Origin of the sequence: Acinetobacter schindleri CIP 107287 (assembly GCF_000368625.1) — a bacterium.
Taxonomy (GTDB): domain Bacteria; phylum Pseudomonadota; class Gammaproteobacteria; order Pseudomonadales; family Moraxellaceae; genus Acinetobacter; species Acinetobacter schindleri.
Map to the genome: position 1 here is coordinate 542,191 of NZ_KB849574.1, position 20,298 is coordinate 562,488.

19 protein-coding genes and 2 pseudogenes are annotated in these 20,298 nt (G+C 42.5%); 12 read left to right on the forward strand and 9 right to left on the reverse strand.

The window, feature by feature from the left end; genetic code table 11:
- Positions 1–68: 68 nt before the first annotated feature.
- From F955_RS02740 to F955_RS02750, 3 genes and pseudogenes are all read left to right on the forward strand, one after another.
- Entirely contained in the window at positions 69–485 is a 417-nt protein-coding gene (locus F955_RS02740; protein WP_004890788.1) for a hypothetical protein, read from the forward strand.
- A 42-nt stretch (positions 486–527) separates the two neighbouring features.
- Positions 528–2,273: pseudogene (locus F955_RS16565) on the forward strand (copper resistance system multicopper oxidase).
- Positions 2,260–3,093, forward strand: coding sequence for a copper resistance protein B (locus F955_RS02750; protein ID WP_004890795.1), 834 nt, complete (start codon positions 2,260–2,262; stop codon positions 3,091–3,093). The pseudogene F955_RS16565 and the gene F955_RS02750 overlap by 14 nt, the downstream one beginning before the upstream one ends.
- A gap of 260 nt (positions 3,094–3,353) precedes the next feature.
- Here F955_RS02750 and F955_RS02755 read toward each other — a convergent pair.
- From F955_RS02755 to pyrE, 4 genes and pseudogenes are all read right to left on the reverse strand, one after another.
- Positions 3,354–4,129: pseudogene (locus F955_RS02755) on the reverse strand (glucose 1-dehydrogenase).
- Positions 4,130–4,226: 97 nt separating this feature from the next.
- Entirely contained in the window at positions 4,227–5,441 is a 1,215-nt protein-coding gene (locus F955_RS02760) for an alpha/beta hydrolase family protein (protein ID WP_004890803.1), read from the reverse strand.
- Positions 5,442–5,608: 167 nt separating this feature from the next.
- A protein-coding gene (locus tag F955_RS16265; protein ID WP_100222412.1) for an IS5 family transposase occupies positions 5,609–6,422 on the reverse strand; the annotation gives its coding sequence in 2 pieces (ribosomal slippage) (positions 5,609–6,034 and positions 6,036–6,422; 813 coding nt in all).
- A 252-nt stretch (positions 6,423–6,674) separates the two neighbouring features.
- Positions 6,675–7,325, reverse strand: a complete 651-nt coding sequence (gene pyrE, locus F955_RS02775) for an orotate phosphoribosyltransferase (RefSeq protein WP_004813787.1) — start codon at positions 7,323–7,325, stop codon at positions 6,675–6,677.
- A gap of 40 nt (positions 7,326–7,365) precedes the next feature.
- Here pyrE and F955_RS02780 point away from each other — a divergent pair, with 40 nt between their 5' ends.
- Together F955_RS02780 and F955_RS02785 are read left to right on the forward strand one after the other, a co-directional pair.
- Complete coding sequence (locus tag F955_RS02780; RefSeq protein ID WP_004890808.1) at positions 7,366–8,184, forward strand: exodeoxyribonuclease III; 819 nt, start codon at positions 7,366–7,368, stop codon at positions 8,182–8,184.
- A gap of 485 nt (positions 8,185–8,669) precedes the next feature.
- The gene (locus F955_RS02785) at positions 8,670–9,020 is read left to right on the forward strand and encodes a Spx/MgsR family RNA polymerase-binding regulatory protein (RefSeq protein ID WP_004890809.1); all 351 of its coding nucleotides are present in this window, start codon (positions 8,670–8,672) and stop codon (positions 9,018–9,020) included.
- A 92-nt stretch (positions 9,021–9,112) separates the two neighbouring features.
- Here the strand turns inward: F955_RS02785 and F955_RS02790 are convergent, their stop codons facing one another.
- A complete protein-coding gene (locus F955_RS02790) occupies positions 9,113–9,550 on the reverse strand; it encodes a DUF2147 domain-containing protein (protein ID WP_004813793.1) in 438 nt (145 codons plus the stop codon).
- Between the two features lie 158 nt (positions 9,551–9,708).
- Between F955_RS02790 and F955_RS02795 the strand changes: the two genes are divergently transcribed.
- Together F955_RS02795 and F955_RS02800 are read left to right on the forward strand one after the other, a co-directional pair.
- Entirely contained in the window at positions 9,709–10,620 is a 912-nt protein-coding gene (locus tag F955_RS02795) for an alpha/beta hydrolase (RefSeq protein WP_004890812.1), read from the forward strand.
- A gap of 283 nt (positions 10,621–10,903) precedes the next feature.
- Complete coding sequence (locus tag F955_RS02800; RefSeq protein WP_004890815.1) at positions 10,904–12,106, forward strand: GGDEF domain-containing protein; 1,203 nt, start codon at positions 10,904–10,906, stop codon at positions 12,104–12,106.
- Between the two features lie 42 nt (positions 12,107–12,148).
- On the opposite strand, the gene dsbD is transcribed toward F955_RS02800, so the two are convergent.
- The 4 genes from dsbD to F955_RS02820 all read right to left on the reverse strand — a co-directional run bounded on the left by dsbD (position 12,149) and on the right by F955_RS02820 (position 15,810).
- Positions 12,149–13,972, reverse strand: coding sequence for a protein-disulfide reductase DsbD (gene dsbD / locus F955_RS02805; RefSeq protein ID WP_004890818.1), 1,824 nt, complete (start codon positions 13,970–13,972; stop codon positions 12,149–12,151).
- An 18-nt stretch (positions 13,973–13,990) separates the two neighbouring features.
- Positions 13,991–14,746 carry a transporter gene (locus tag F955_RS02810; protein ID WP_004890820.1) on the reverse strand — a complete coding sequence of 252 codons (756 nt, stop codon included), beginning with the start codon at positions 14,744–14,746 and terminating at the stop codon, positions 13,991–13,993.
- Positions 14,747–14,773: 27 nt separating this feature from the next.
- Complete coding sequence (locus F955_RS02815; RefSeq protein ID WP_004890821.1) at positions 14,774–15,316, reverse strand: ankyrin repeat domain-containing protein; 543 nt, start codon at positions 15,314–15,316, stop codon at positions 14,774–14,776.
- Between the two features lie 128 nt (positions 15,317–15,444).
- Complete coding sequence (locus F955_RS02820; protein ID WP_004813805.1) at positions 15,445–15,810, reverse strand: HPF/RaiA family ribosome-associated protein; 366 nt, start codon at positions 15,808–15,810, stop codon at positions 15,445–15,447.
- Positions 15,811–16,049: 239 nt separating this feature from the next.
- On the opposite strand from F955_RS02820, the gene puuE reads away from it, so the two are divergent.
- The 5 genes from puuE (at position 16,050) to F955_RS02845 (ending at position 20,244) form a co-directional block, all read left to right on the forward strand.
- The gene (puuE, locus tag F955_RS02825) at positions 16,050–17,024 is read left to right on the forward strand and encodes an allantoinase PuuE (RefSeq protein ID WP_004890824.1); all 975 of its coding nucleotides are present in this window, start codon (positions 16,050–16,052) and stop codon (positions 17,022–17,024) included.
- Between the two features lie 145 nt (positions 17,025–17,169).
- Complete coding sequence (gene uraD, locus F955_RS02830; RefSeq protein WP_004813809.1) at positions 17,170–17,673, forward strand: 2-oxo-4-hydroxy-4-carboxy-5-ureidoimidazoline decarboxylase; 504 nt, start codon at positions 17,170–17,172, stop codon at positions 17,671–17,673.
- Positions 17,670–17,996, forward strand: coding sequence for a hydroxyisourate hydrolase (gene uraH / locus F955_RS02835; RefSeq protein ID WP_004890826.1), 327 nt, complete (start codon positions 17,670–17,672; stop codon positions 17,994–17,996). Before uraD ends, uraH begins: the two co-directional genes overlap by 4 nt.
- A gap of 39 nt (positions 17,997–18,035) precedes the next feature.
- Positions 18,036–19,394: a nucleobase:cation symporter-2 family protein gene (locus F955_RS02840; RefSeq protein WP_004890829.1), complete on the forward strand. Its 1,359-nt coding sequence runs from the start codon at positions 18,036–18,038 to the stop codon at positions 19,392–19,394.
- A gap of 121 nt (positions 19,395–19,515) precedes the next feature.
- Positions 19,516–20,244: an outer membrane protein OmpK gene (locus tag F955_RS02845; RefSeq protein ID WP_004890832.1), complete on the forward strand. Its 729-nt coding sequence runs from the start codon at positions 19,516–19,518 to the stop codon at positions 20,242–20,244.
- Positions 20,245–20,298 lie beyond the last annotated feature (54 nt).

Below are 20,298 nucleotides of genomic sequence, written 5' to 3' on the forward strand. Positions count from 1 at the left end.
TTATTGCCAAATCCCTGCAGAACTTTTATGCTTAAAAATAATACGCATTCTGCGATTCAAGGTGCTTCGTGCTGCAACGCTTTTTTCAACAGGCCTGGTTTATCCTGCTGATGGTTTTTGCCATCGGCTGGGGCACTATGTCTGTAGCATCCGCGAACTCCATGCATCTGATTCAAATGCAACAACAGCCTTGTGCCAAACAAATGGTACATGGTGATCAGCACGCCTCACAGATGGCTATCATAGAACATGCAACGCATGCTCCCGCTTCTCAACACTGTGATAATCAAGCTTCGACTCAACAACATGAATGTCTCGATTGTAACTTTAGTGCCTGCCAAAGCATGATGAGCTGGTTAAATACCGAATCGCAGCCGTTGACTATATTGCACCCCTACGAAGCCAATACCGCACTTTCTTTCCCTTATACTGCCCGCCACCTTAGCGGTTACTGGCAAGATATTCTCCGTCCTCCCAAAGCCTGATCCAAATTTTTAAATATTTTTAATAAATTTCAGGATCAAGTTATGTCTATTAAATTTCGTCACAGCCTGTTTGTAGGCTTATGTGTGATCTCATCATCTGCTTTTGCCGCAGTGAAAGAATACCATCTGATTATTGATGAAGGTAAACTCAATCTGACCGGGAAACCTCTGCAGCGTATTACCGTCAATGGTCAGTTCCCGGCTCCGACACTTGAATTTACAGAGGGCGATGAAGCAATTATTCATGTACAGAATAATCTGGATCATCAGGATTCTTCCCTGCACTGGCACGGCCTGTTATTACCCGGCCTGATGGATGGTGTGCCTGGCTTTAACGGATTTCAGGGCATTAAGCCCGGACAGAAGTTTAGCTACCGTTTCAAGGTACGCCAGAATGGTACCTACTGGTATCACGCCCATTCCAAAGGTCAGGAACAGGATGGGCTGTACGGTGCGCTGCTGATTCACCCTAAAAATCGAAATACGATTCCTGCCCATGAAAAAACTGAGCGTGACTATGTGGTGATGCTTTCAGAATTTCATGAACAGAGCAGCCAGTCTATTCAGAATAACCTGAAAAAATCAGCAGATTATTACCAGAACCAGCGTGAAACAGTGGGTGATATTTGGCAGCAGCTCAAACGTGATGGTCTTAAGGCAACCTGGTCAGACCGCAAGATGTGGAACCAGATGCGCATGCTCAAAACCGACCTGTCCGATGTCAGCGGCTATACTTTTCTGGTAAATGGCAAAACGCCTGAACAGAACTGGACCGGACCGTTCTAGTCGAATGAAAAAGTGCGTCTACGCTTTATCAATGCCGCAGCCATGTCCTTTTTTGATGTACGTATTCCAAATCTGAAAATGACTGTAGTCAGTGCTGATGGCCAGCCCGTCAAACCGGTCAGTATTGATGAATTCCGCATCGGTGCCGCAGAAACCTATGACGTGATTGTAGAACCAACTGCAGCACATTATCAGATCCAGGCGGAATCGATCGACCGTTCCGGCTTTGCCTTAGGCAGCCTGCATGACCAGACCCAGCCCATGCCGCATCATATCAGCCAACCCGCAGCCCGTCCCCGCGCTATATTAACCATGCAGGATATGGGACATGCTGGACAACATGAAATGCCACAGCATATGCCTGCGGGTCATAGCATGTATTCGGAAAAATCCTCAGATGATGAGTCTGCTCAACATGAGCTGCATGCACAGCATTCCATGCCAGAACAAAAACAGCCTGCTGGAGCCGTTGAAGGCTGGGCCAATGCGTCTACCCCTGCGGATCATAAAGCCCTGCAGTATGGTGACCTGAAATCATTATTTCCTCAGCCGGATGTTCGTGAACCGGAATCGGAACTGGTGATCCGCCTCGGCGGCAACATGGAGCGTTACATCTGGACCATCAATGGCAAGAAATATAGCGAAGCTGAACCTTTACAGGTGAAGTATGGTCAGCGTATCCGGCTGAAATTCATCAACGACAGCATGATGGCACATCCAATGCACCTACATGGCATGTTTATGCAGCTGGAAAACGGTCAGCCTGCAGGTGATCTGCCCAACAAGCACACCATTGTGGTGCCACCCGGCAAAACGGTTACCGCGCTACTAACTGCCGATGAATTGGGTGAATGGGCAATTCACTGTCACCTGCTCTATCACATGAGCGCTGGTATGATGAACAAACTGATCGTAGCACAGGTTAATGATGACCACACCAATACCCCGCCTGCTAAACCGCAATCAGCCCAACAACAAGGAGATGCTCATGCACACCATTAAAACAGTGAAGTACTCCCTGTCGTTGGCAGTGACCCTGTTGATGAGTTCTACTGCATTTGCCGAACCAATGCAGCATGATCACACCATGATGCAAGCATCTGTCCCTACTCATGTACATCAACAGCATACAGATATGCAGCCCTCACCGCTTGTTCCTACTGAAAGGATAAAGGAAATTAACCATAAACATGAGCATGGTGGCCAGATTTATACTGTGCTTGAACTGGATCAGCGCTGGCAAACCACGGGACATGGTCAGGGCACATTTCAGTCAGACAATGAACTGAAAATCGGTACGGATGAAAACAGACTGGTACTTAAACTGGAAGCTGAAAAGACTGAGTCCAGACCAGAGGAATACACTGCAAAAATACTGTATAGCCGTATGATTTCAGACTTCTGGGATATGCAGGCCGGTCTGGGTTATCAGGAACATTCGCTTGAAGTGAACCAGCAACATACCATGCAGGAACGCTGGAATGCAGTGCTTGGTTTACATGGTTTGGCACCCTATTTCTTTGAAACTTCGGCTTATCTGGAAGTGGGGCAAGATGACTATGTAGCATTGAATTTTGAGGCTGAACGCGACCTGCTTTTGACTCAAAAACTGATTCTACAGCCTTATATCGAAGTGGCAGCAATCTTAAATGATGGTTCCCCTTATGCAGAAAAGACTGGACTACGTGAAGCTGCGCTGGGTTTGAATACCCGATATGAAATAACGAAGCAGGTCATGCCTTATATTGATATTGCTTACCGTTATGAGCAGGAAAGCCAGTGGGAAAATGATCAGCTCAGCTCAAATTCCGAAAAAGATTAGGTGTATGGGCTTGGGGTGAAGTTTAGATTTTAGCCTCTAACCTATATGTAGTTTATAAAAAAAGGAATTGATCCTGAGGATTTAGGGATCAATTCCTTATATATCATTTTGGTATGAGCTAGATTTCATATAATGTCCATTATGCTAAATGGAAGCGGCTAGCTGGGATCTGTGTAGCTTTAAGTCTGTTGTCATGTATCCAAATACAGATTGCACCTCATATTCAATTTATAAGAATTTTAGACTTTAGACAGCACTCTTTAATCAAGTGTTTGTACACCCCCACCATTTACAAATAGGGTTTGTCCAGAAATCCATGATGAAATAGGTGAGGCAAAGAATAACACTGCTCTCGCAATATCTTCAGGTTCACCTAACCGTTGTAATGGTGTGTGAGAAAGCATTGTTTTTTCAATCTCAGGCTTCAGTACTTTTTCTAGTGCTGCGGTACGAATCGCTCCAGGACCTACAGCATTAATACGTATATTTGGACCAAAATCATGTGCCAAATTAGCGACCATATGGTTTAAAGCAGCTTTTGATGATGCATATCCACTCATAGCAGGGCTTTTGTTAATTGAACTCATAGAGAGCTGATATTTATGATTGAGCCGTCACCCGCTTTATTCATATGCGGTGCGACGAGTTGACACAATCGCCAAGCGGCAAACACATTAAGCTGAAAATCACGTTCTATAGTATCTACGGTAATTTGATCAGGAGATTCACGGCCACCGCCACCTCCTCCAGCATTGTTCACTAAGATGTGAATGTGACCAAAAGTTTCGATTGTTTTATTCACTGCATTGACCAATTGATCATCTTGCAGAATATCGCATGCAACATATTCTATGTTGCGTCCAGTTAGCTTCTTGATCTCTTCAGCTGTATGTTTAGCTGCTTCTAAATTTAAATCGGCAATCATAACGTCCGAGCCTGCTTGTGCAAGAATGAGAGCGCTGGCTTTCCCAATACCTGCTGCACCGCCTGTTACAAGTGCTATTTTATTCGTCAGTGATAATAAACTTGGTGGCATCATTTTGATTTATTTCCATTTGTATATTAAAACTCGAAATATTTAATTTTTATACTGCGTAGCTTTATTTTGAGTTCAAAATCCTAAATCTACCGTATCATTTTGAATTGCAGGTATTTACAGTTTTCCCTTGTTCAACTGAATTGATAAAGCTTCCAATCAGGAATTCACTTTGTCTTAAAGAGTCACGGTGATCTCCATTCTTGACGGGGTGAAAGGAAATAGGTTTTTGCTTCTTACATACTTGCTGATAGTAAGCATAAGTATCACGATAATCTACAAGCTGGTCTTTATCACCTTGTACAATTAGAAGCGGCACAGTAGGTGTCATATTCTCAATAGACTGTTTTTTTAAATAATTTGTCAAAGGTGTCAAATTTATATTCGGTTTAAAAACTGTTTTAGGTGCTGCCTTTAGATCAGCTTGTAATTCTGACAAACAGCGACTACGTGCATAGTTTAGAATTTCTCCCATTTCTGGGCTAACTAAATTTGCTGGAGCAAGGCTAGGATCTGCAGCTTCCGCACCGAGAAGAATGATTGGAAAAAATGCCGCAACACTTGTTTCAATTTGAGAATGGGTTGCTACGTATTCAGCGATTCCTTGGTATTGATAGCCACCTGGTGCGAGTGCAATGGCACCTCTTAAATTGAGTTCAGGTGCATTTTTTAGGCCATCAGCAGCAACCTTAAGGGAAGCTGCGCCTCCTTGACTATGACCCATAACATACCAATTTTTACTAAATTTATAAGGCTTTAAAAGGTGGGTCGCCCGTACGGCATCAACGACAGTGTGCAACTGGCTTTGTGCATTCATATAGGGATGACCACCTGGAGTTCCTAGACCCTGATAATCTGGTGCAACAACTGCATATCCTCGCGCAAGCCAGGCATTTAAAGCTTTAGCAGCTATTTGCTGATATACATGAACTGGTCCATCGACATAGTCTGCAGAGGGTGCACAAGTATCTGCTACACCGGTTGTACCATGTGCCCAGGCCAAAACTGGCCAGCCATCTTTAGGAGGATTGCCTTTAGGCAATAAGATAAACCCGGAAGTAACAATAGGTTCGGACTGTATTCCTCTACTACGATAAGTGATTAAGAACCGCTGTGAAGCATTCGTAAATAGATCGATATTCTCTTCTTGTATGGATAAGATTGTTCCTGGCGTTTTGCTAGAGATATTAGATGTTTGGACTTTACTATTATTGGGAAAGACAGGAGAGGCTATTGCATATGTTGAATTTAAGCAAAGGTAGCTTACGACCAATTTTAGAATGGGATGTTTAATTTTCATTACTGCCACCATCTTTTTTTATAATCTAATTCTTAATGTAGCAGATTTATCTTATTTTCTAAATAAAGCATTAAAAAATTGGTATGAATTTAAGTTTTATAATGATGGTTGAATGTTTCTTTTATTATGTTATTTCCATAAGGATTATATAATTTTCTAGAATAGATCTCTTGCGAAAGTTAATTTAAGAGCGTCCAGTTCACCATTCCAGCAATTAAATTCATTCTTAGACCAAATCGTTTCCGTCTATTTCTATAGCGTTCTGTTAATATCCGAAAATATTTAAGTTTGCCGTTGATATGTTCAATTGTGATCCTACGCCGACTGATTTCTTGGTTGATCTGTTTTGCTATTTTGGGTAATGATAAATTCTTAGGTTTCTTGATTGGAATGAGTAACTTACTCTTAATCTGATGAAATCCTTTATAGGCTAAATCTGCCATAATACAAGGATAAATGATCATCTCCTTAAAATACTTACGCGCAATCGTCAGATCATGTTTTCTGCCACTTTCGACCTGTATACTTACAATTTGCTTTAGTCTTGGGTTAAAAATGACCTGTGTTTTTAGCGTATGTTTCTTCTTTTTACCACTATAGAATTTTCTTTGTTTTTTTGGGATGCTCAATCTGTGACTCAGTGACATCAACGATCACATAATCCCCCTCACTAAACTTTTGATTCCTTTTAGGCAATGCGAAAATCCGTGATTGAATCAGAGCATTTTCAACTTTATGAATAGTACGATTCACATTGCTTTCAGCTAGGTTATAGTCAGCGGATAACTCAATTTGAGTTCTATAACAGCGTAAGTAATTTAAAGTTAACAACAATTGATCCTCTAAACACAACGAATGAGGTCTTCCAGATTTTTTCTTGGCAAGTTCAGCGTGTTGTAACACCGATACCATTTTTAAGAATAATGGACGAGGAACTCCAACGAGTCGTTTAAATTCCCCATCATTAAATCGAGTTAAATTTTCATATTTCATGGGGCTAGTATAAACAATTTTTTACTTTCGCAAGAGATCTAATTAATATAACGTATAAAGCATAAAAATAATTCAATTATTAAATATAAATCATATACTTATTTAAATATGAAATTTCATGTTTTTAAAATAGATTTTTTATGTTTCATATTTAATATTTCAATAAGTTTCACAACTTTATATATCTTTACTAAATAAACTCTAAAAAAAGGAAGCCTCAGCTTCCCTTTCTTTTATATAAGCACTGAAATTTTAGATCCCATATTTCAAACGATAGTCTTCCATTTTTGCTAACGCATCTTTGTCGCCTTTAGTATCGAGGTAATCCATCAAGTCTTTCATGGTAATCAGTGCATGCACCGGAATTTCCAGTTCTTTTTGTACTTCCTGAATCGCAGAAAGTTCACCCTGACCTTTTTCCTGACGGTCTAATGCGACCAGCACACCCGCGATTTGCGCACCGGCATTTTTCAGAATAGTGACCACTTCACGAATTGCAGTACCTGCTGTAATCACATCATCAATGATCCAGACTTTTTTACCTTCTACAGCAGCACCAACAAGTACACCACCTTCGCCATGATCTTTGGCTTCTTTGCGGTTAAAGCCCCAAGGCACACTCACGCCATGATTTTGCGACAGCGCCACTGCGGTTGCAGCCACAAATGGAATACCTTTATATGCAGGACCAAAGATCACTTCAACATTGTCACATTCAGTCAGTTTTGCTGCATAGCCAGATGCCAGGCCAGTCAACGCTTCGCCATCATTCAGCAAACCTGCGTTGAAAAAATAAGGACTCACACGACCTGATTTTAAAGTAAACTCACCAAATTTAAGCACACCGCGTGATAATGCGAGTTCGATAAAAGCTTGCGGGTTAAACTGAGCTGGCGTTGACATGAGGTGCTCCTAAATCCATTAATTAAGGTAAGACTTGCGCATGATACCAAAGAGTAGCTATCCAGGTGATCAAAAAATTCTTCGTGTCGTTTCAATTAATGTCAACGGCTTACGTTCATCCGTGACCAAAGGTCTGCTGGAGTGGATGGAAAAATCTGACGCAGATGTGATTTGCATGCAAGAAAGCCGGATTACCCATGCGCAGTGGACCGATAAATTTAAACCTGAAGGCTGGTATACACACCTGTTCCCGGCTGAACGTCCAGGTTATGCCGGTACCGCAATTTATAGCCGCCTGCCTTTTGTTTCCCTGACCGATGGTCTGGGCTTTGAACTGGCAGATTCTCAAGGCCGCTTTATTGCTGCCGAATTTGACTTAGGTTTAGAGAAAACAGCACATATCTGTTCGCTGTATCTGCCATCCGGTTCATCGGGTGATGAAGCACAGGCGCGTAAAGATCACTTCTTGGATGAATATAAAAAGATCCTGAAACAATGGCGCGACCAAGATAAATCTATCATTGTATGCGGTGACTACAATATCGTGCATAAACGCATCGACATTAAAAACTGGTCAGGTAACCAGAAAGCCTCGGGTTGCTTGCCACATGAACGCGCTTGGTTAGATCACATCTATGATGAACTGGGCTATGTCGACACTTTCCGTGAAGTACGCAAAGAAGCTGAGCTATACTCATGGTGGTCGAATCGCGGCCAGGCCCGTGCCAAAAACGTAGGCTGGCGGATTGATTATCAAGCCTGTTCACCCGACTGGAAAGAACGTACCGTAAATGCCTGGGTGTATAAAGATGAATGGTTTAGTGACCATGCTCCAGTGATTATTGACTACAAACTTTAATCCAACAGATAAACTCAGTGAACAATTATTCACTGAGTTAGTGTTAATCACTTACATAACAAGACGTATTAACAGCTATTTTTATAGCTAAATACAGAGCATTATATTTACACGGCACAAGGACATGTCAGGATGACAGCAAAAGGACAGGAAGCCGTAGGAAGAAATAAAACAGACTACAAGATTTAGCTTGTTTTGCATGGATGTGACATCGGACGTTGAGATGAGACCCGCATAATCAGGATGATTAGATGCGGGTTTTCTCATTTTAGCGCCTTTATAACATTATTGGCTTCTCATTTCTTTTTATTTCGTGCCTTTATCTTCATCACTATTTTGCACAAATCAGATGTCAATTTCATGACATTCCTGTATCTGCTATGTATCTATTTTTATCTCATTTTTTACTTTGGGTTTTCTTCATAGTCATGGTTGTAATCATTAAATTTCGCTAAGCTACAGTAAAGTTTAGATGGGTGATGATCATGTTGAAGATCTATGGAATTAAAAACTGTAATTCAATGAAGAAAGCATTTGATCTGCTGGGTGAACTGGGTTTGAGCTATGAGTTTCATGACTATAAAAAACAGGGAGTCGATGCTGAAACTGTAAAGACCTGGCTGGATACATTGGGTCAGGAAGTTGTGCTGAATAAAAAAGGTACCACCTGGCGCAAACTCAGTGAAGAAGAGCAGCAAACCGCCTTGGCAAATGAAGAGAATCTGCTTGCTGCCTTAATGACTCATACCAGTCTGATTAAACGTCCAATTCTGGCAACTGGTTCAGGTTTTATCGCGGGTTTTGATGAGCCTGCCTATCGTGCGCTGAATAATTAAAGCGAACTGATAATAAAGTTCAATATAGCAACCGATTTATAGCCACAAAAAAGCCTGACAATCGTCAGGCTTTAACAGTCTCAGACTCAGAATCAGTTTGCACGAATCCAGGTCTGGTTACGGCCCAGCGCTGCTACACCAATAAAGCCACGTAGTTGCAGCTTCTTACCACCATCAGCCAGGTTACCTTTTAGCTTATAGGTCTTACCTGATTGCGGATCAAGAATCGAACCACTCTCATAGTTAGTACCGCCAACATTTTTCAGACCTTTAACAATGGTCAGGCCTTTCAGAGATTTGTTGTGATATGGACCTTCACATTTCGTGCAGGCATTTTCTTCACCTTTAGTCAAAACCTTCTGAATGCTGGCACTTAAAGTCCCATTACTTTGTTCAGTAAATTTTACAATCGCCTTTGGCTGATTGGTTTTGTCATCAATTGTTTTCCAGACTGTTCCGTTTAAAGGATCTGCGGCATTCGCCAATGCACTTAAACCCAGTAGTCCTAACATAAGCGCGATTTTTTTCATTTTTGTTTCTTTCCCTAAGTCTGTGAGTAGACCGTTGTAGTATTAATTAAGTCACAACAATTTTTCAATTTCTGGATGTGACTATCTAGTGTAACCTTGTAAATATTGTTGGTAAATAACATACCAGACCAATGAAAACATAAAAAGATGGAAAGAAAATGAAGATTAGTCCCCTTACGAAACAGTTAATTACAGAAACGATTTTAAAGACTTCCATCCGTAAACCCAGCCAGTTTAATCTCCCGCCTGCTGCGCTCAGAAAAGTCCTTGAACAGTTCTGCAAACTTTTTCCTGTAGACAAAAATATTGAAATACGATCCTTAAAACTGGCAGGGCTGAATGCAGAGGAAATCAAGCCTCAACAAGAAGCTACCCAGCTGATTTTCCATATTCATGGGGGTGCCTTTTATTTGGGTTCAATGAAGACCCATCGTGCTTTTATGAGCCAGATTGCTGCCCGTACCCAAATGCAGGTGCTGCATATAGATTATCCACTTGCTCCTGAAGCACCTTATCCAGCCGCACTGGATGCCGTTTTCAATGTGTATATGCAACTGTTAGATCAAGGCGTGCAAGCCAAAGATATCATTCTCTCTGGAGATTCTTGTGGGGCAAATTTGGCATTGGTGCTAGCCCTAAAAATTCAGAAACTGGAACTTCCGCAGCCCAGTGGTCTGATCCTGCTTTCTCCATTTGTTGATCTGACCCTGACCAGTGAATCCTTGCGCTACAATCAGGTACATGATGCCCTGTTATCCATTGAAACATTAGAAAGTGGCATTCAATACTATGTACCTTCGTCGATTGAGCATGGCAATCCTGAAGTATCACCTTATTTTGCTGACTTAACTGGTCTGCCACCCATGCATATTCAGGTCGGTTCCAAGGAAATTCTACTGGATGATGCGCAGCGTCTCCGTGATAAGGCCCTCGCAGCAGGGGTTGAAGTAGAGTTCAAGCTATATACTGGTATGTGGCACAATTTTCAGATGTTTAGCGCTTGGTTTGATGAGGCCCGACAATCTCTGGCTGATTTAGCAAACTTTGCACACCGTCTGGATCGGGACTAAAAGCCCAGTTTTTATATTTTTCAATTTTCAGGATGATGCAGGAAAATTTTCTATTTGGTAAATATTTAAAAAGCCAAATGCATCACTGTGACCTGCCCATCCTGTAATCTTTTCGCATGTTACAACGATGTAAATTTCAAACTTTACTAAAATGACCCAGCTGTACAAAATATAACCATTCTCTTTCGCAGTATATTCATGTTATCTTAAGCCCAAGAAATAAAACATTTTATTTATTACGATATTTATAATTTAGAATGGTCATTATAGGATACAGCCTTGTATGAAGCGTATCTCGCCTGCTCTGCAAGCTATTTTCAAGTATAAAATTACCAAGTATCTGGTTGAAGAAGAAGTGGTGATGAATTGGGGGATACTGAAAAAATGTATCCTCATGCTTGTACTTGGCTGTGGTATCCATCTCAGCTGGATGCTTTGGGATATCTTTGTTTTACTCAGTCCTGAATATTGGCAATATGTGGATATAAGCGTGGCAAAAATGCAGATTATCCTCAATAGCCTGTTTTTACTGATTCTGCTTTGCCTGATTTATCCCTGTTATAAATTTCGAAATAACACCCGCGTCGAACGTTATCTGCCCTATATCTCAGTCGGCATCTTTGTGGTTTCCCTTTGCCGTGATGCCTATATTGTTGGTGTCGTCAGCCCAGTAGCCATGATTGCCTATGTGAGCCTGATTACGGTAGGGCTGGTCCTATTTTCTCGAACGCTGGTATATAGCATGCTGATTCCAGCCTCAATTTTTCTCAGTATTTGCGGTTATTTGAGCTATACCGGTCAGCTTACTTATTCACCACTTTTTACCATTCCAGGCAAACTGTTCTATAACGGTTTCTGGCTGGTATCCATGTTGTATTTTATTCTGCCTATTCTGGCTATCTGTATGATGCTGTTTGAAATCCTGCTCAGCCAGTGGCGACACCGTGAAAAACTGATCCAGCACCTAAGCCAGATTGACCCATTAACCAATCTGTTTAACCGACGTAGTATCAATCAATGTCTGGATAAACTGAATAGCATGAAACTGGAAAGTTATGCCTTAGTTTTGTTAGATCTGGATCATTTCAAGAGAATTAATGATTACTATGGGCATCATAAAGGTGATGAAACCCTGATCCGGGTTAGTGAGGTGCTCACCTTGCTGCTACGTGAAAGTGATGTGGTTGGCCGTTTTGGTGGTGAAGAATTTATTCTGATCCTGAAAAATTCCAATCTGGAAAAGGCGCGTCAGGTTGCAGAACGTTGCCGTGCTGCAATTCAGCAGCTGGAAATTTATAGTGATGATGGTCAGCGCATTCATGTCACTGCAAGTTTTGGTATTGCATTATCTAGTCCAGAACTTCGCCCACAACAGTTATTGAGTCAGGCAGATAAAGCCCTGTATCAGGCCAAAGCGAGTGGTCGTAATCTGGTTAAAGCCTATAACGCTACACTTGATGGCGGGATGCAACTGCATCATTCGTGATTTAATTGACTTTTCCATAATTGCACACTGCATAAAATTATTTTATTGCGCTTGAGCAAAACGTTCTATTTGTTCTAATAATTCAGCTTCAGTAAAAGCCCCAGTCAAACGCAAGCCGCGAATTTCCCGTTGTTGATCATTCAAGAAGAGATATGTCGGTGGACCCAGAATTTCCCACTGATTTAACAGTGCTTGATGCGTTACATCATAATGACTGAGATCCAGTTTGATCAGAAAATACGGTGCCAAAGCCTGCTGTACCTGAGCTGATTTTAGCACCCGGTGTTCGATGGGCTGACAGGCCACACACCAGTCGGCATAGACATCGACAATAACTCGCTGCCCTTTTGGTACTGTAGCCAGTAACTGCTCAAAATCGGTAGCAGTCGCTGCGACATGCCAAGTCGCCTGTTGCTGAGAAGTTTCAACAAAAAAGCGCTGACTGTGCTGATACTGACTATAAATAATATACGGCACTGCCGTTGCCAGGCAGATGATATACAACCATCGCAGTCCGGTATTTATCCAAAACAAGCGTGCCAATATGTAGGCCACAAAGCTTAAACCCAGCCCAAGAGAGAGCCACTGTAGTGCTGCTTCTGAAATCAGGGGGCGAATAAAATACAATGCCAGCGCCAGCATGATAAAGGCAAACAGAACCTTAACTTGATTCATCCAATGTCCCGCTCTAGGCAATATACGCGAACCGAGAACACTGGCTAGTAGCAAAGGAGTTCCCATACCAAAGCCTAAGGTAAATAGAAGCAAAGCACCCTGCCACTGACTTTGGGTTTGAGAAATAAACAGTAATGCCCCTGCCAGCGGTGCTGTCATACAAGGACCCACCAACAGTGCTGACACCATGCCCATAATACTGGCACTGACCAGAGTCCCGCCCTGCTGCATGGCTTGAACCTGATCCAGTCGATGTACCAAACGCTGTGGCAACTTGATTTCAAACAGACCAAACAGGTTGAGGGCAAAAGCCACAAATAATAAGCTAAAGGCAATTAAAGTAGCGGGCTGCTGTAGCCAGCGCTGGAAATTCAGTCCGGCAGAAGAAGCAATCAAGCCTAGTAATGCATAGACCAGAGCCATACTGGTGACAAAGCACAAGGCAACCATCCAGGCCTGCATTCCGCGTCGATCCCGCACAATCAGTGAGGTCAAGATCGGTAACATTGGCAAGGAACAAGGCGTGAAAGCCAGCAGCATACCTAAGCCAAAAAACAGCAACAGGCCATAGCCTAATGAACTTTCTGCCAGTTGTTCAGACCATTTCTGGTCTTTGGCAGCAAAGCTGGAGCCATCCTTACTATCTAATGTACTCACCTCGACAGATTCAGAACTATTATTCAGAATAGTATTTTGCTGGTCTGATGAATTGCTCAGATCAAGTAACCGTTTAGAACTAGCTCCTGTAGGCTGATATTGTACCAAACCGGATAGATCAGTTTTGAATTCAACCGTTTGTGGCGGATAGCAGAGCCGATCTTTGGCACAACCTTGCCAGGTCACCTGATAGGTTTGCGAGGCTTGTGTCGGAATATTGAACTGCAGTTGCTGATAATAAACCTGAGTCTGACCGTAATTATTATCATGCAAGTCTTCAGCAGGTGGCAAATCCAGTTGCAGTATTTGGCCACCCTGCTGAACTTCCACCATATGCTGATAGATATAATAGTTGTCTGGAATTTCCCAGCTGAGTTCCGCCTGCTGCGGACTGCTGGAAACCACCGTAAATGGAAAAGCCTGCTCAGGCGACAATAAAGGTGCTTGCGCCTGTACTGCACAACTTAGCAGCAGGCTCCCGAACAGGATTCGGGAGCCAGATCTACTCCAGGCTTTCAGTTTTTCAGCATCCATGACGACTGGTCAAAACTCCTAGAACAGGAACGCTACGCCCAGACCTGAGGTATAACTCTTGTCAGCACCATTCAGATCCACGCCCACGCTGGCATCCAGCTGAACACGATCATTCAGGGCATACATTACGCCTGTACCTAGCCCATATTCATAATCCTGGCTTTCAGCCTTGCGATAGACAAATTCCGAGAACCCTGACCATTTGTCAGTAATTTTATATTCCAGTGTGGGTACGGCTTGGACGGCCCACTGGTCATTTTGCCATTCATAGCGCATGGTAATTGAAGTATTGACCAGATCATTATATTGATAAGCCACAGCTGAACTTAAACTATAAATATCTTCTTCATTACTAAAGCCTTGATTACCCGTCGCAATCAGTACTTCAGCCAGTAAAGCCATCGAAAGTCGCTCATCATCCAGATCAATAGCTTTTTTCAAACCAATACTGATATCACCGAGGCCATCATCTTCTGATTTAATACCATCTATTTTACTTTTAGACCAGGATGGGCCCTGCCAGCCCAGTTGTAATTCCAGGCTGTCACTTAAACCGGTACGCAACAACATATCGGCATTGAGTGTAGTGCTATAGTCATTGCCTGATTCAACATAGCTGGCAGAAGGCAGGCTCTGTTCCCAGGCTAACTGCCCTACTGGTATCGTCGTCGTGCTAAACCCCGTGCCTGGACGGTCGAAAGCAAAATCTGCAGCAAATACCTGCGCGCTCGCACTTGCCAGTACCACAAAACCCAATGTCTTTAATATTGTCATAGATTGCTACTCTTTCTTTTTTAAGTCTTAACCGAGTTCTTTGGACATCTTCGCGCCACGGCTACGCAGCAGTTCCAGTGTCTGCTTTTCTTCTTCTAGTGCTTCTGCCCAGTTAACTTCATCAAAGTCACAGTCAAAGAAAAGATCACAGATTGAAGATAGAATAGTCAGGCCATCTTCATCCCGGGTATTTGGATCGACATTTTCATCCAGTAAACGTTGTACGGCCGGTACACAGGCAGCACTGGCGGCGTCCCAAAGTGGACCATAAATTTCTTCGGCATCCCACAAGTGCAGATTCACTTTGGCTGCAATCAGGGCATCCAGAATATCAAGATGCACTTGAAGCTTCTGTTGTTTTTCTTCGTTAGATAGAACATTGCCTGCTTCATAAGCCTCGCAAACTTCTTCCCACCATTTGAACAGACCATCTGACCAGACAGAAATGACCGGACCTTTTTCCATATCAATAAAATTTGGGTTGAGTCCATCTGCCAGGAGCTTTTTCACCTGATTCAGATCCAGTTCTTCGAGTGCTTGCACAAAAAGCTGTTGTTGCGCAGTTAACATGATGGAGCTCACTTCAATTCGTTTTCGACTATTATGCCGAATAAAGCAGGATTTGTTTTATTCTCATTCGTTTATTTTATCTAAAATTGAAAAAAGCCCCGTAGGGGCCTTTTTCATCTGCAAACTTTTTATTCTTCTATATCTGTAACCGTTTCTTCGGCAAGTTTTAGCGGATTACCACGCACATTGTCTTTTTTCTCAATTACATGTTCCAGGCTGCGTTTTAAACGATCAATGGCCCCACGAATTGCGGTATCAATATTGTGACCATGATGGTTGACCACAATTGGCTTCAAGCCAGCAGGACGTGCTTCGATCATGCAGCGAATATCATCATCGCCACCTTTTGCGGCATTTTCATCACTAAGATGCACGGAGAAATGGGTAATACGCTCACTGTGGCGCTGGAATTCCTGATTTAATTCGGTACGAACGTAAGTAATTAGACGATCACTATTGCGAATATTTTTATCGGTACGGAGTTCAATGTTCATAAAATACCATCCTCAAATCATTATAACTTTTTAGTGCAGATTTTTTATCTTGGCACGTTTGTAGCTTGCTGTTTTGTATTGCATTTCACTTCTTCAAATCGTTTTGGATTAACCCTCCACATTGAATGATGAACACATTTTTGAGTCTGCAGAACCGTGTCCTTATACTTTGAATATCGGTCCTCTCTTAAAAATATGCAAGTGATATTTTGATTTTTTTAGCAAAAGGACAACCAATAGTGACAACTGCTTACTTACGCGGAAAACAATTGATTGAAACGATACAAAAGCAAGAATATTCACGCGATTTAATCGGCTATCACGGCAAACCACCCCATGCACAGTGGCCCAATGCTGCCCGAATCGCGGTACAGTTTGTATTGAACTATGAAGAAGGCGGTGAAAATCATGTTGAACATGGTGATAGCGGTTCCGAGCAGTTTCTGTCCGAAATCGTGGGTGCTGCCAGTTTTCCAGCAGTACACCGCTCCATGGATTCAATGTATGAATATGGCTCACGTGCTGGCTTCTGGCGTATTCATGAGGAGTTTCAAAAACGTGGCTGGCCTATGACAATTTTTGGAGTCGGTATGGCACTGGCTCGTAATCCTTATATCGTCGAGGCCATTAAGGCGGCTGATTATGATGTGGTCTCCCATGGTCAGCGCTGGTTGCATTATCAGGATATGGATATTGAAACTGAACGTCAGCATATGGATCAGGCCTTAAGCGTGCTGACTGAACTCTTTGGTGAAACGCCAATTGGCTGGTATACCGGACGCGACAGTCCTAATACACGTCAATTATTAGCTGAATTTTCTCAGATTAAATATGACTCTGATTATTATGGTGATGACCTCCCATTTTGGAGCACCTTAACTGAACCAAATGGTCAAAAACGCCCTCATTTGATCATCCCCTATACATTAGAGTGCAATGATATGAAGTTTAGCTCTCCGGGTGGTTTCAATTCAGGTGAGCAATTTTACCAATATTTAAAAGATGCCTTTGATGTGCTCTACAGTGAAGGGGAAACTGCACCAAAAATGATGTCAATTGGCATGCACTGTCGCCTGCTCGGACGTCCGGGACGCTTCAAAGCCTTGCAGCGCTTTATGGATTATGTACAGAGTCATGACAAAGTATGGGTCTGTCGTCGTAACGATATTGCACAACATTGGTACACCCACCATTTTCCTGCGCACCAGGACTAATCATTCACTGAAATCACCCAAAGAGAGCATGCTGCTCTCTTTTTTATTTTGACCTTCTGGTGGACTCGCTTGTCATACGATTATCGGCACTTTGGCATTGTTATTGCAATTTCCAGTGAGAAACACAGATCACAAAGCTTAAATTATGCAATTAACTGAATTTAACCAGGCATCTGACAGCGATATTGAACTGCTGCTCAAGCAGTGTGTGCATATTGACCGTTGGGCTGAAGAATTAAAGCAGCAACGACCTTTTACTTCAAGTGATGAGCTGCTCGAAGCTGCCAAAAGACAGGCACAGACCTGGACTTGGGAAGAGATTTCCAAGGCACTCGCAACCCATCCTCGGATTGGTGAAAAGCAGGCACAGACCGCTTTAACCGCCAAAGAAGAAGGTTTTTCCGAGCGAGAACAAGCCACGATTTCACAAGATGAAGAAACTCAAGCCGCTTTGCTAAAAGGCAATCTGGCCTATGAGAAAAAATTTGATTTCATCTTCCTGATTCGCGCAGCAGGTCGTAGTAGCGAAGAGATTCTGACAGCATTGAATTACCGCCTGGTGAATGACCTGGATACTGAAAAGCGTATTGTTCATCAGCAACTTTTAGAAATTGCTTTGTTACGTCTGGCACAGGAGATTGATGCATGATCAGCACCCATATTCTTGATACTCATCTGGGTAAACCTGCAGCCGATGTTGAAGTCAAATTAATGGATGCCAGAGGTCAGGTATTGGCGACTGCTAGCACCAATAGTGATGGCCGGGTACTGGTGCCGGATTTTGGCTTAGACAGTATTCATGCCGGTGACTACTGCATCGAGTTTGCGACCAAAGCCTATTTTGATGCCCAAGGCCTGGCTACCTTTTTTCCAAAGGCTGTGATCCATTTCAGCATTTTAGATGCTGCTCAGCATTATCACATTCCATTATTGATTAGCCCTTTTGCTTATTCGACCTATCGCGGTAGTTAAGTTAGCCCGCTCATTATTCAGAATAGAGAAGGATTTTATATGTCAGAACAAGAAAAAACTGTCTCACCCGAACACGAATTTTTAGGGGTTGGAAAAAGTGCGGCTTATGGCTTGCAGCATGTATTGACCATGTATGGCGGTATTATTGCCCCTCCCCTAATTGTGGGTACTGCCGCAGGCCTGAGCGGTATGGAAATCGGTCTGTTGATTGCCGCAGCACTATTTGTGGGTGGCCTGGCAACGATTTTACAAACAGCAGGCGTAAAATATGTCGGTGCTCGTTTGCCTTTGGTACAAGGGGTATCTTTTGCTGGCGTAGCCACTATGGTGGCGATCGTGACCACCGGAGGAGGATTGCAGGCAGTCTATGGCGCGGTAATTGTCTCTGGTCTGATCGGTTTCTTCCTGGCACCCTATTTCTCTAGAATTATCCGGTTTTTCCCACCGGTAGTCACTGGCTGTGTGATCACCATCATTGGTCTGTCTTTACTGCCAGTTGCAGTACGCTGGATGATGGGTGGCAACAAAAATGCTGAAAACTGGGGTAGTGCAGAAAATGTTAGCTTGGCGCTAATGACCTTAGCTATTGTGATTTTGCTGAATTTATCCCGCAATGCCACAGTACGTCGTTTGTCCATTCTGCTATCTATTGTATTAGGAAGCATAATTGCAGGTTTAATCGGCTTTGGTGACTTTTCTAAAGTGGCAGATGGTGCATGGTTACAATTCCCGAGTTTTTTTGCTTTTGGCATGCCCACGTTTGAGTTGACAGCCATTCTTTCCATGCTGATTGTGACTTTGGTGATCATGACTGAAACCACGGCTGATATTATTGCAGTCGGTGAAATTGTTGGTACCAAAGTCGATGCTGACCGTATTTCTGATGGTTTGCGTGCGGACATGCTATCGAGTGCCGCAGCCCCTATCTTCGGTTCGTTTATGCAAAGTGCTTTTGCACAGAATGTTGGACTGGTGGCGATTACTGGAGTTAAGAGCCGTTTTGTTGTGACCGCAGGCGGCATTATTCTGGTGGTACTGGGCTTGCTACCAATTATGGGTCGTTTAATTGCGTCTATTCCTGTACCGGTGTTTGGTGGTGCAGGCCTGGTATTATTTGGTACGGTCGCAGCGAGTGGTATTCGTACTTTAGCGAAGATCGACTATAACGAGCAAAAAAACCTGATCATTGTGGCGACTTCAATTGCTGCCGGAATGGTGCCTATTATTGATCATAGCTTTTATGCAGATTTTCCAAAATGGGTTCAAACTTTATTCCACTCTGGCATTAGTTCAACCTGTTTAATGGCCATTTTACTGAATATCTTATTCAACCATTTAAACTGGTTTCAGCCTAAGAATTTGGCCAATGCTGAACCGGTAGTAGATAGCCACCACTAAACCTGGGTTAAAAAAGTTGGTCGGAATATTGCATATAAATTTCAGTTACCGATCAATTTTCACTTTATTTTTACTTATTAATCTGTATGCTTTATCTGCTTTCTTGGGGGAGAGATATTAAATGAAACTTAAACAAATCGCGGCACTTTGTGCATTAGCTTCCACTGCGGCTTTTACTCAAGCAGCGCCTATCTGGCAAGATTTTAGTATCACTGGTCTTTATGGTGAGAACTATGAACAAGTGTTTACAGTTGAACCTGAAGAAGAACAGGCAACTTTAACTCTTGAATATGCTGCTGGCTTAAAATATGGCGATGTATTCTTCTTTATGGATCGTGCACGAACTGATGCAGACAGTAAATCAACTTATTTCGAGTTTTCACCTCGATTAAGCCTTGGTGCAGTATCAGGTAAAGATCTTTCTTTTGGCCCAGTCAAGGATGTCCTAGTATCAACTACTTGGGAAGGTGGTGAAGGCTTTGATAACTTCCTATACGGTATTGGTTTTGCACTAGATATTCCATATACTAGCTATGCAAATATTAACTTCTACCGAGCAAATAACGAAAATACTAAAGATGATTATCAAATGACAATCACTTATGCAGTGCCGTTTAAAATTGGTTCTGAAGAATTCTTAGCAGATGCTTTCTTGGATTGGTCAACAGGTGAAGATTCAAATCACAAGAGTGAGTTGAACTGGACTAGTCAGTATAAATGGAATGTAGGTAAACACATTTCTCCAGATACTAAATTGTATGTAGGTGTTGAACATTCTGTTTGGGAAAATAAATATGGTTCTAATAAGAGCCAAAATGATGTCAGTGCTCTTGTGAAGTATCACTTCTAAGAGATGATATCTTAAGAGCAGAACTTCGGTTCTGCTTTTTTATTTCTTTAATTT

Excerpts from the sequence above, each read along its gene's own strand:
- F955_RS02820 (WP_004813805.1), bottom strand. The coding sequence starts at position 15,810 with ATGAACATTGAACTCCGTACCGATAAAAATATTCGCAATAGTGATCGT.
- F955_RS02845 (WP_004890832.1), top strand. The coding sequence starts at position 19,516 with ATGAAACTTAAACAAATCGCGGCACTTTGTGCATTAGCTTCCACTGCG.
- F955_RS02780 (WP_004890808.1), top strand. The coding sequence starts at position 7,366 with ATGATACCAAAGAGTAGCTATCCAGGTGATCAAAAAATTCTTCGTGTC.
- F955_RS02810 (WP_004890820.1), bottom strand. The coding sequence starts at position 14,746 with ATGACAATATTAAAGACATTGGGTTTTGTGGTACTGGCAAGTGCGAGC.
- F955_RS02800 (WP_004890815.1), top strand. The coding sequence starts at position 10,904 with ATGAAGCGTATCTCGCCTGCTCTGCAAGCTATTTTCAAGTATAAAATT.
- pyrE (WP_004813787.1), bottom strand. The coding sequence starts at position 7,325 with ATGTCAACGCCAGCTCAGTTTAACCCGCAAGCTTTTATCGAACTCGCA.
- F955_RS02785 (WP_004890809.1), top strand. The coding sequence starts at position 8,670 with ATGTTGAAGATCTATGGAATTAAAAACTGTAATTCAATGAAGAAAGCA.
- F955_RS02815 (WP_004890821.1), bottom strand. The coding sequence starts at position 15,316 with ATGTTAACTGCGCAACAACAGCTTTTTGTGCAAGCACTCGAAGAACTG.
- F955_RS02840 (WP_004890829.1), top strand. The coding sequence starts at position 18,036 with ATGTCAGAACAAGAAAAAACTGTCTCACCCGAACACGAATTTTTAGGG.
- uraH (WP_004890826.1), top strand. The coding sequence starts at position 17,670 with ATGATCAGCACCCATATTCTTGATACTCATCTGGGTAAACCTGCAGCC.
- F955_RS02795 (WP_004890812.1), top strand. The coding sequence starts at position 9,709 with ATGAAGATTAGTCCCCTTACGAAACAGTTAATTACAGAAACGATTTTA.
- dsbD (WP_004890818.1), bottom strand. The coding sequence starts at position 13,972 with ATGGATGCTGAAAAACTGAAAGCCTGGAGTAGATCTGGCTCCCGAATC.
- F955_RS02760 (WP_004890803.1), bottom strand. The coding sequence starts at position 5,441 with ATGGTGGCAGTAATGAAAATTAAACATCCCATTCTAAAATTGGTCGTA.
- F955_RS02790 (WP_004813793.1), bottom strand. The coding sequence starts at position 9,550 with ATGAAAAAAATCGCGCTTATGTTAGGACTACTGGGTTTAAGTGCATTG.
- F955_RS02750 (WP_004890795.1), top strand. The coding sequence starts at position 2,260 with ATGCACACCATTAAAACAGTGAAGTACTCCCTGTCGTTGGCAGTGACC.
- uraD (WP_004813809.1), top strand. The coding sequence starts at position 17,170 with ATGCAATTAACTGAATTTAACCAGGCATCTGACAGCGATATTGAACTG.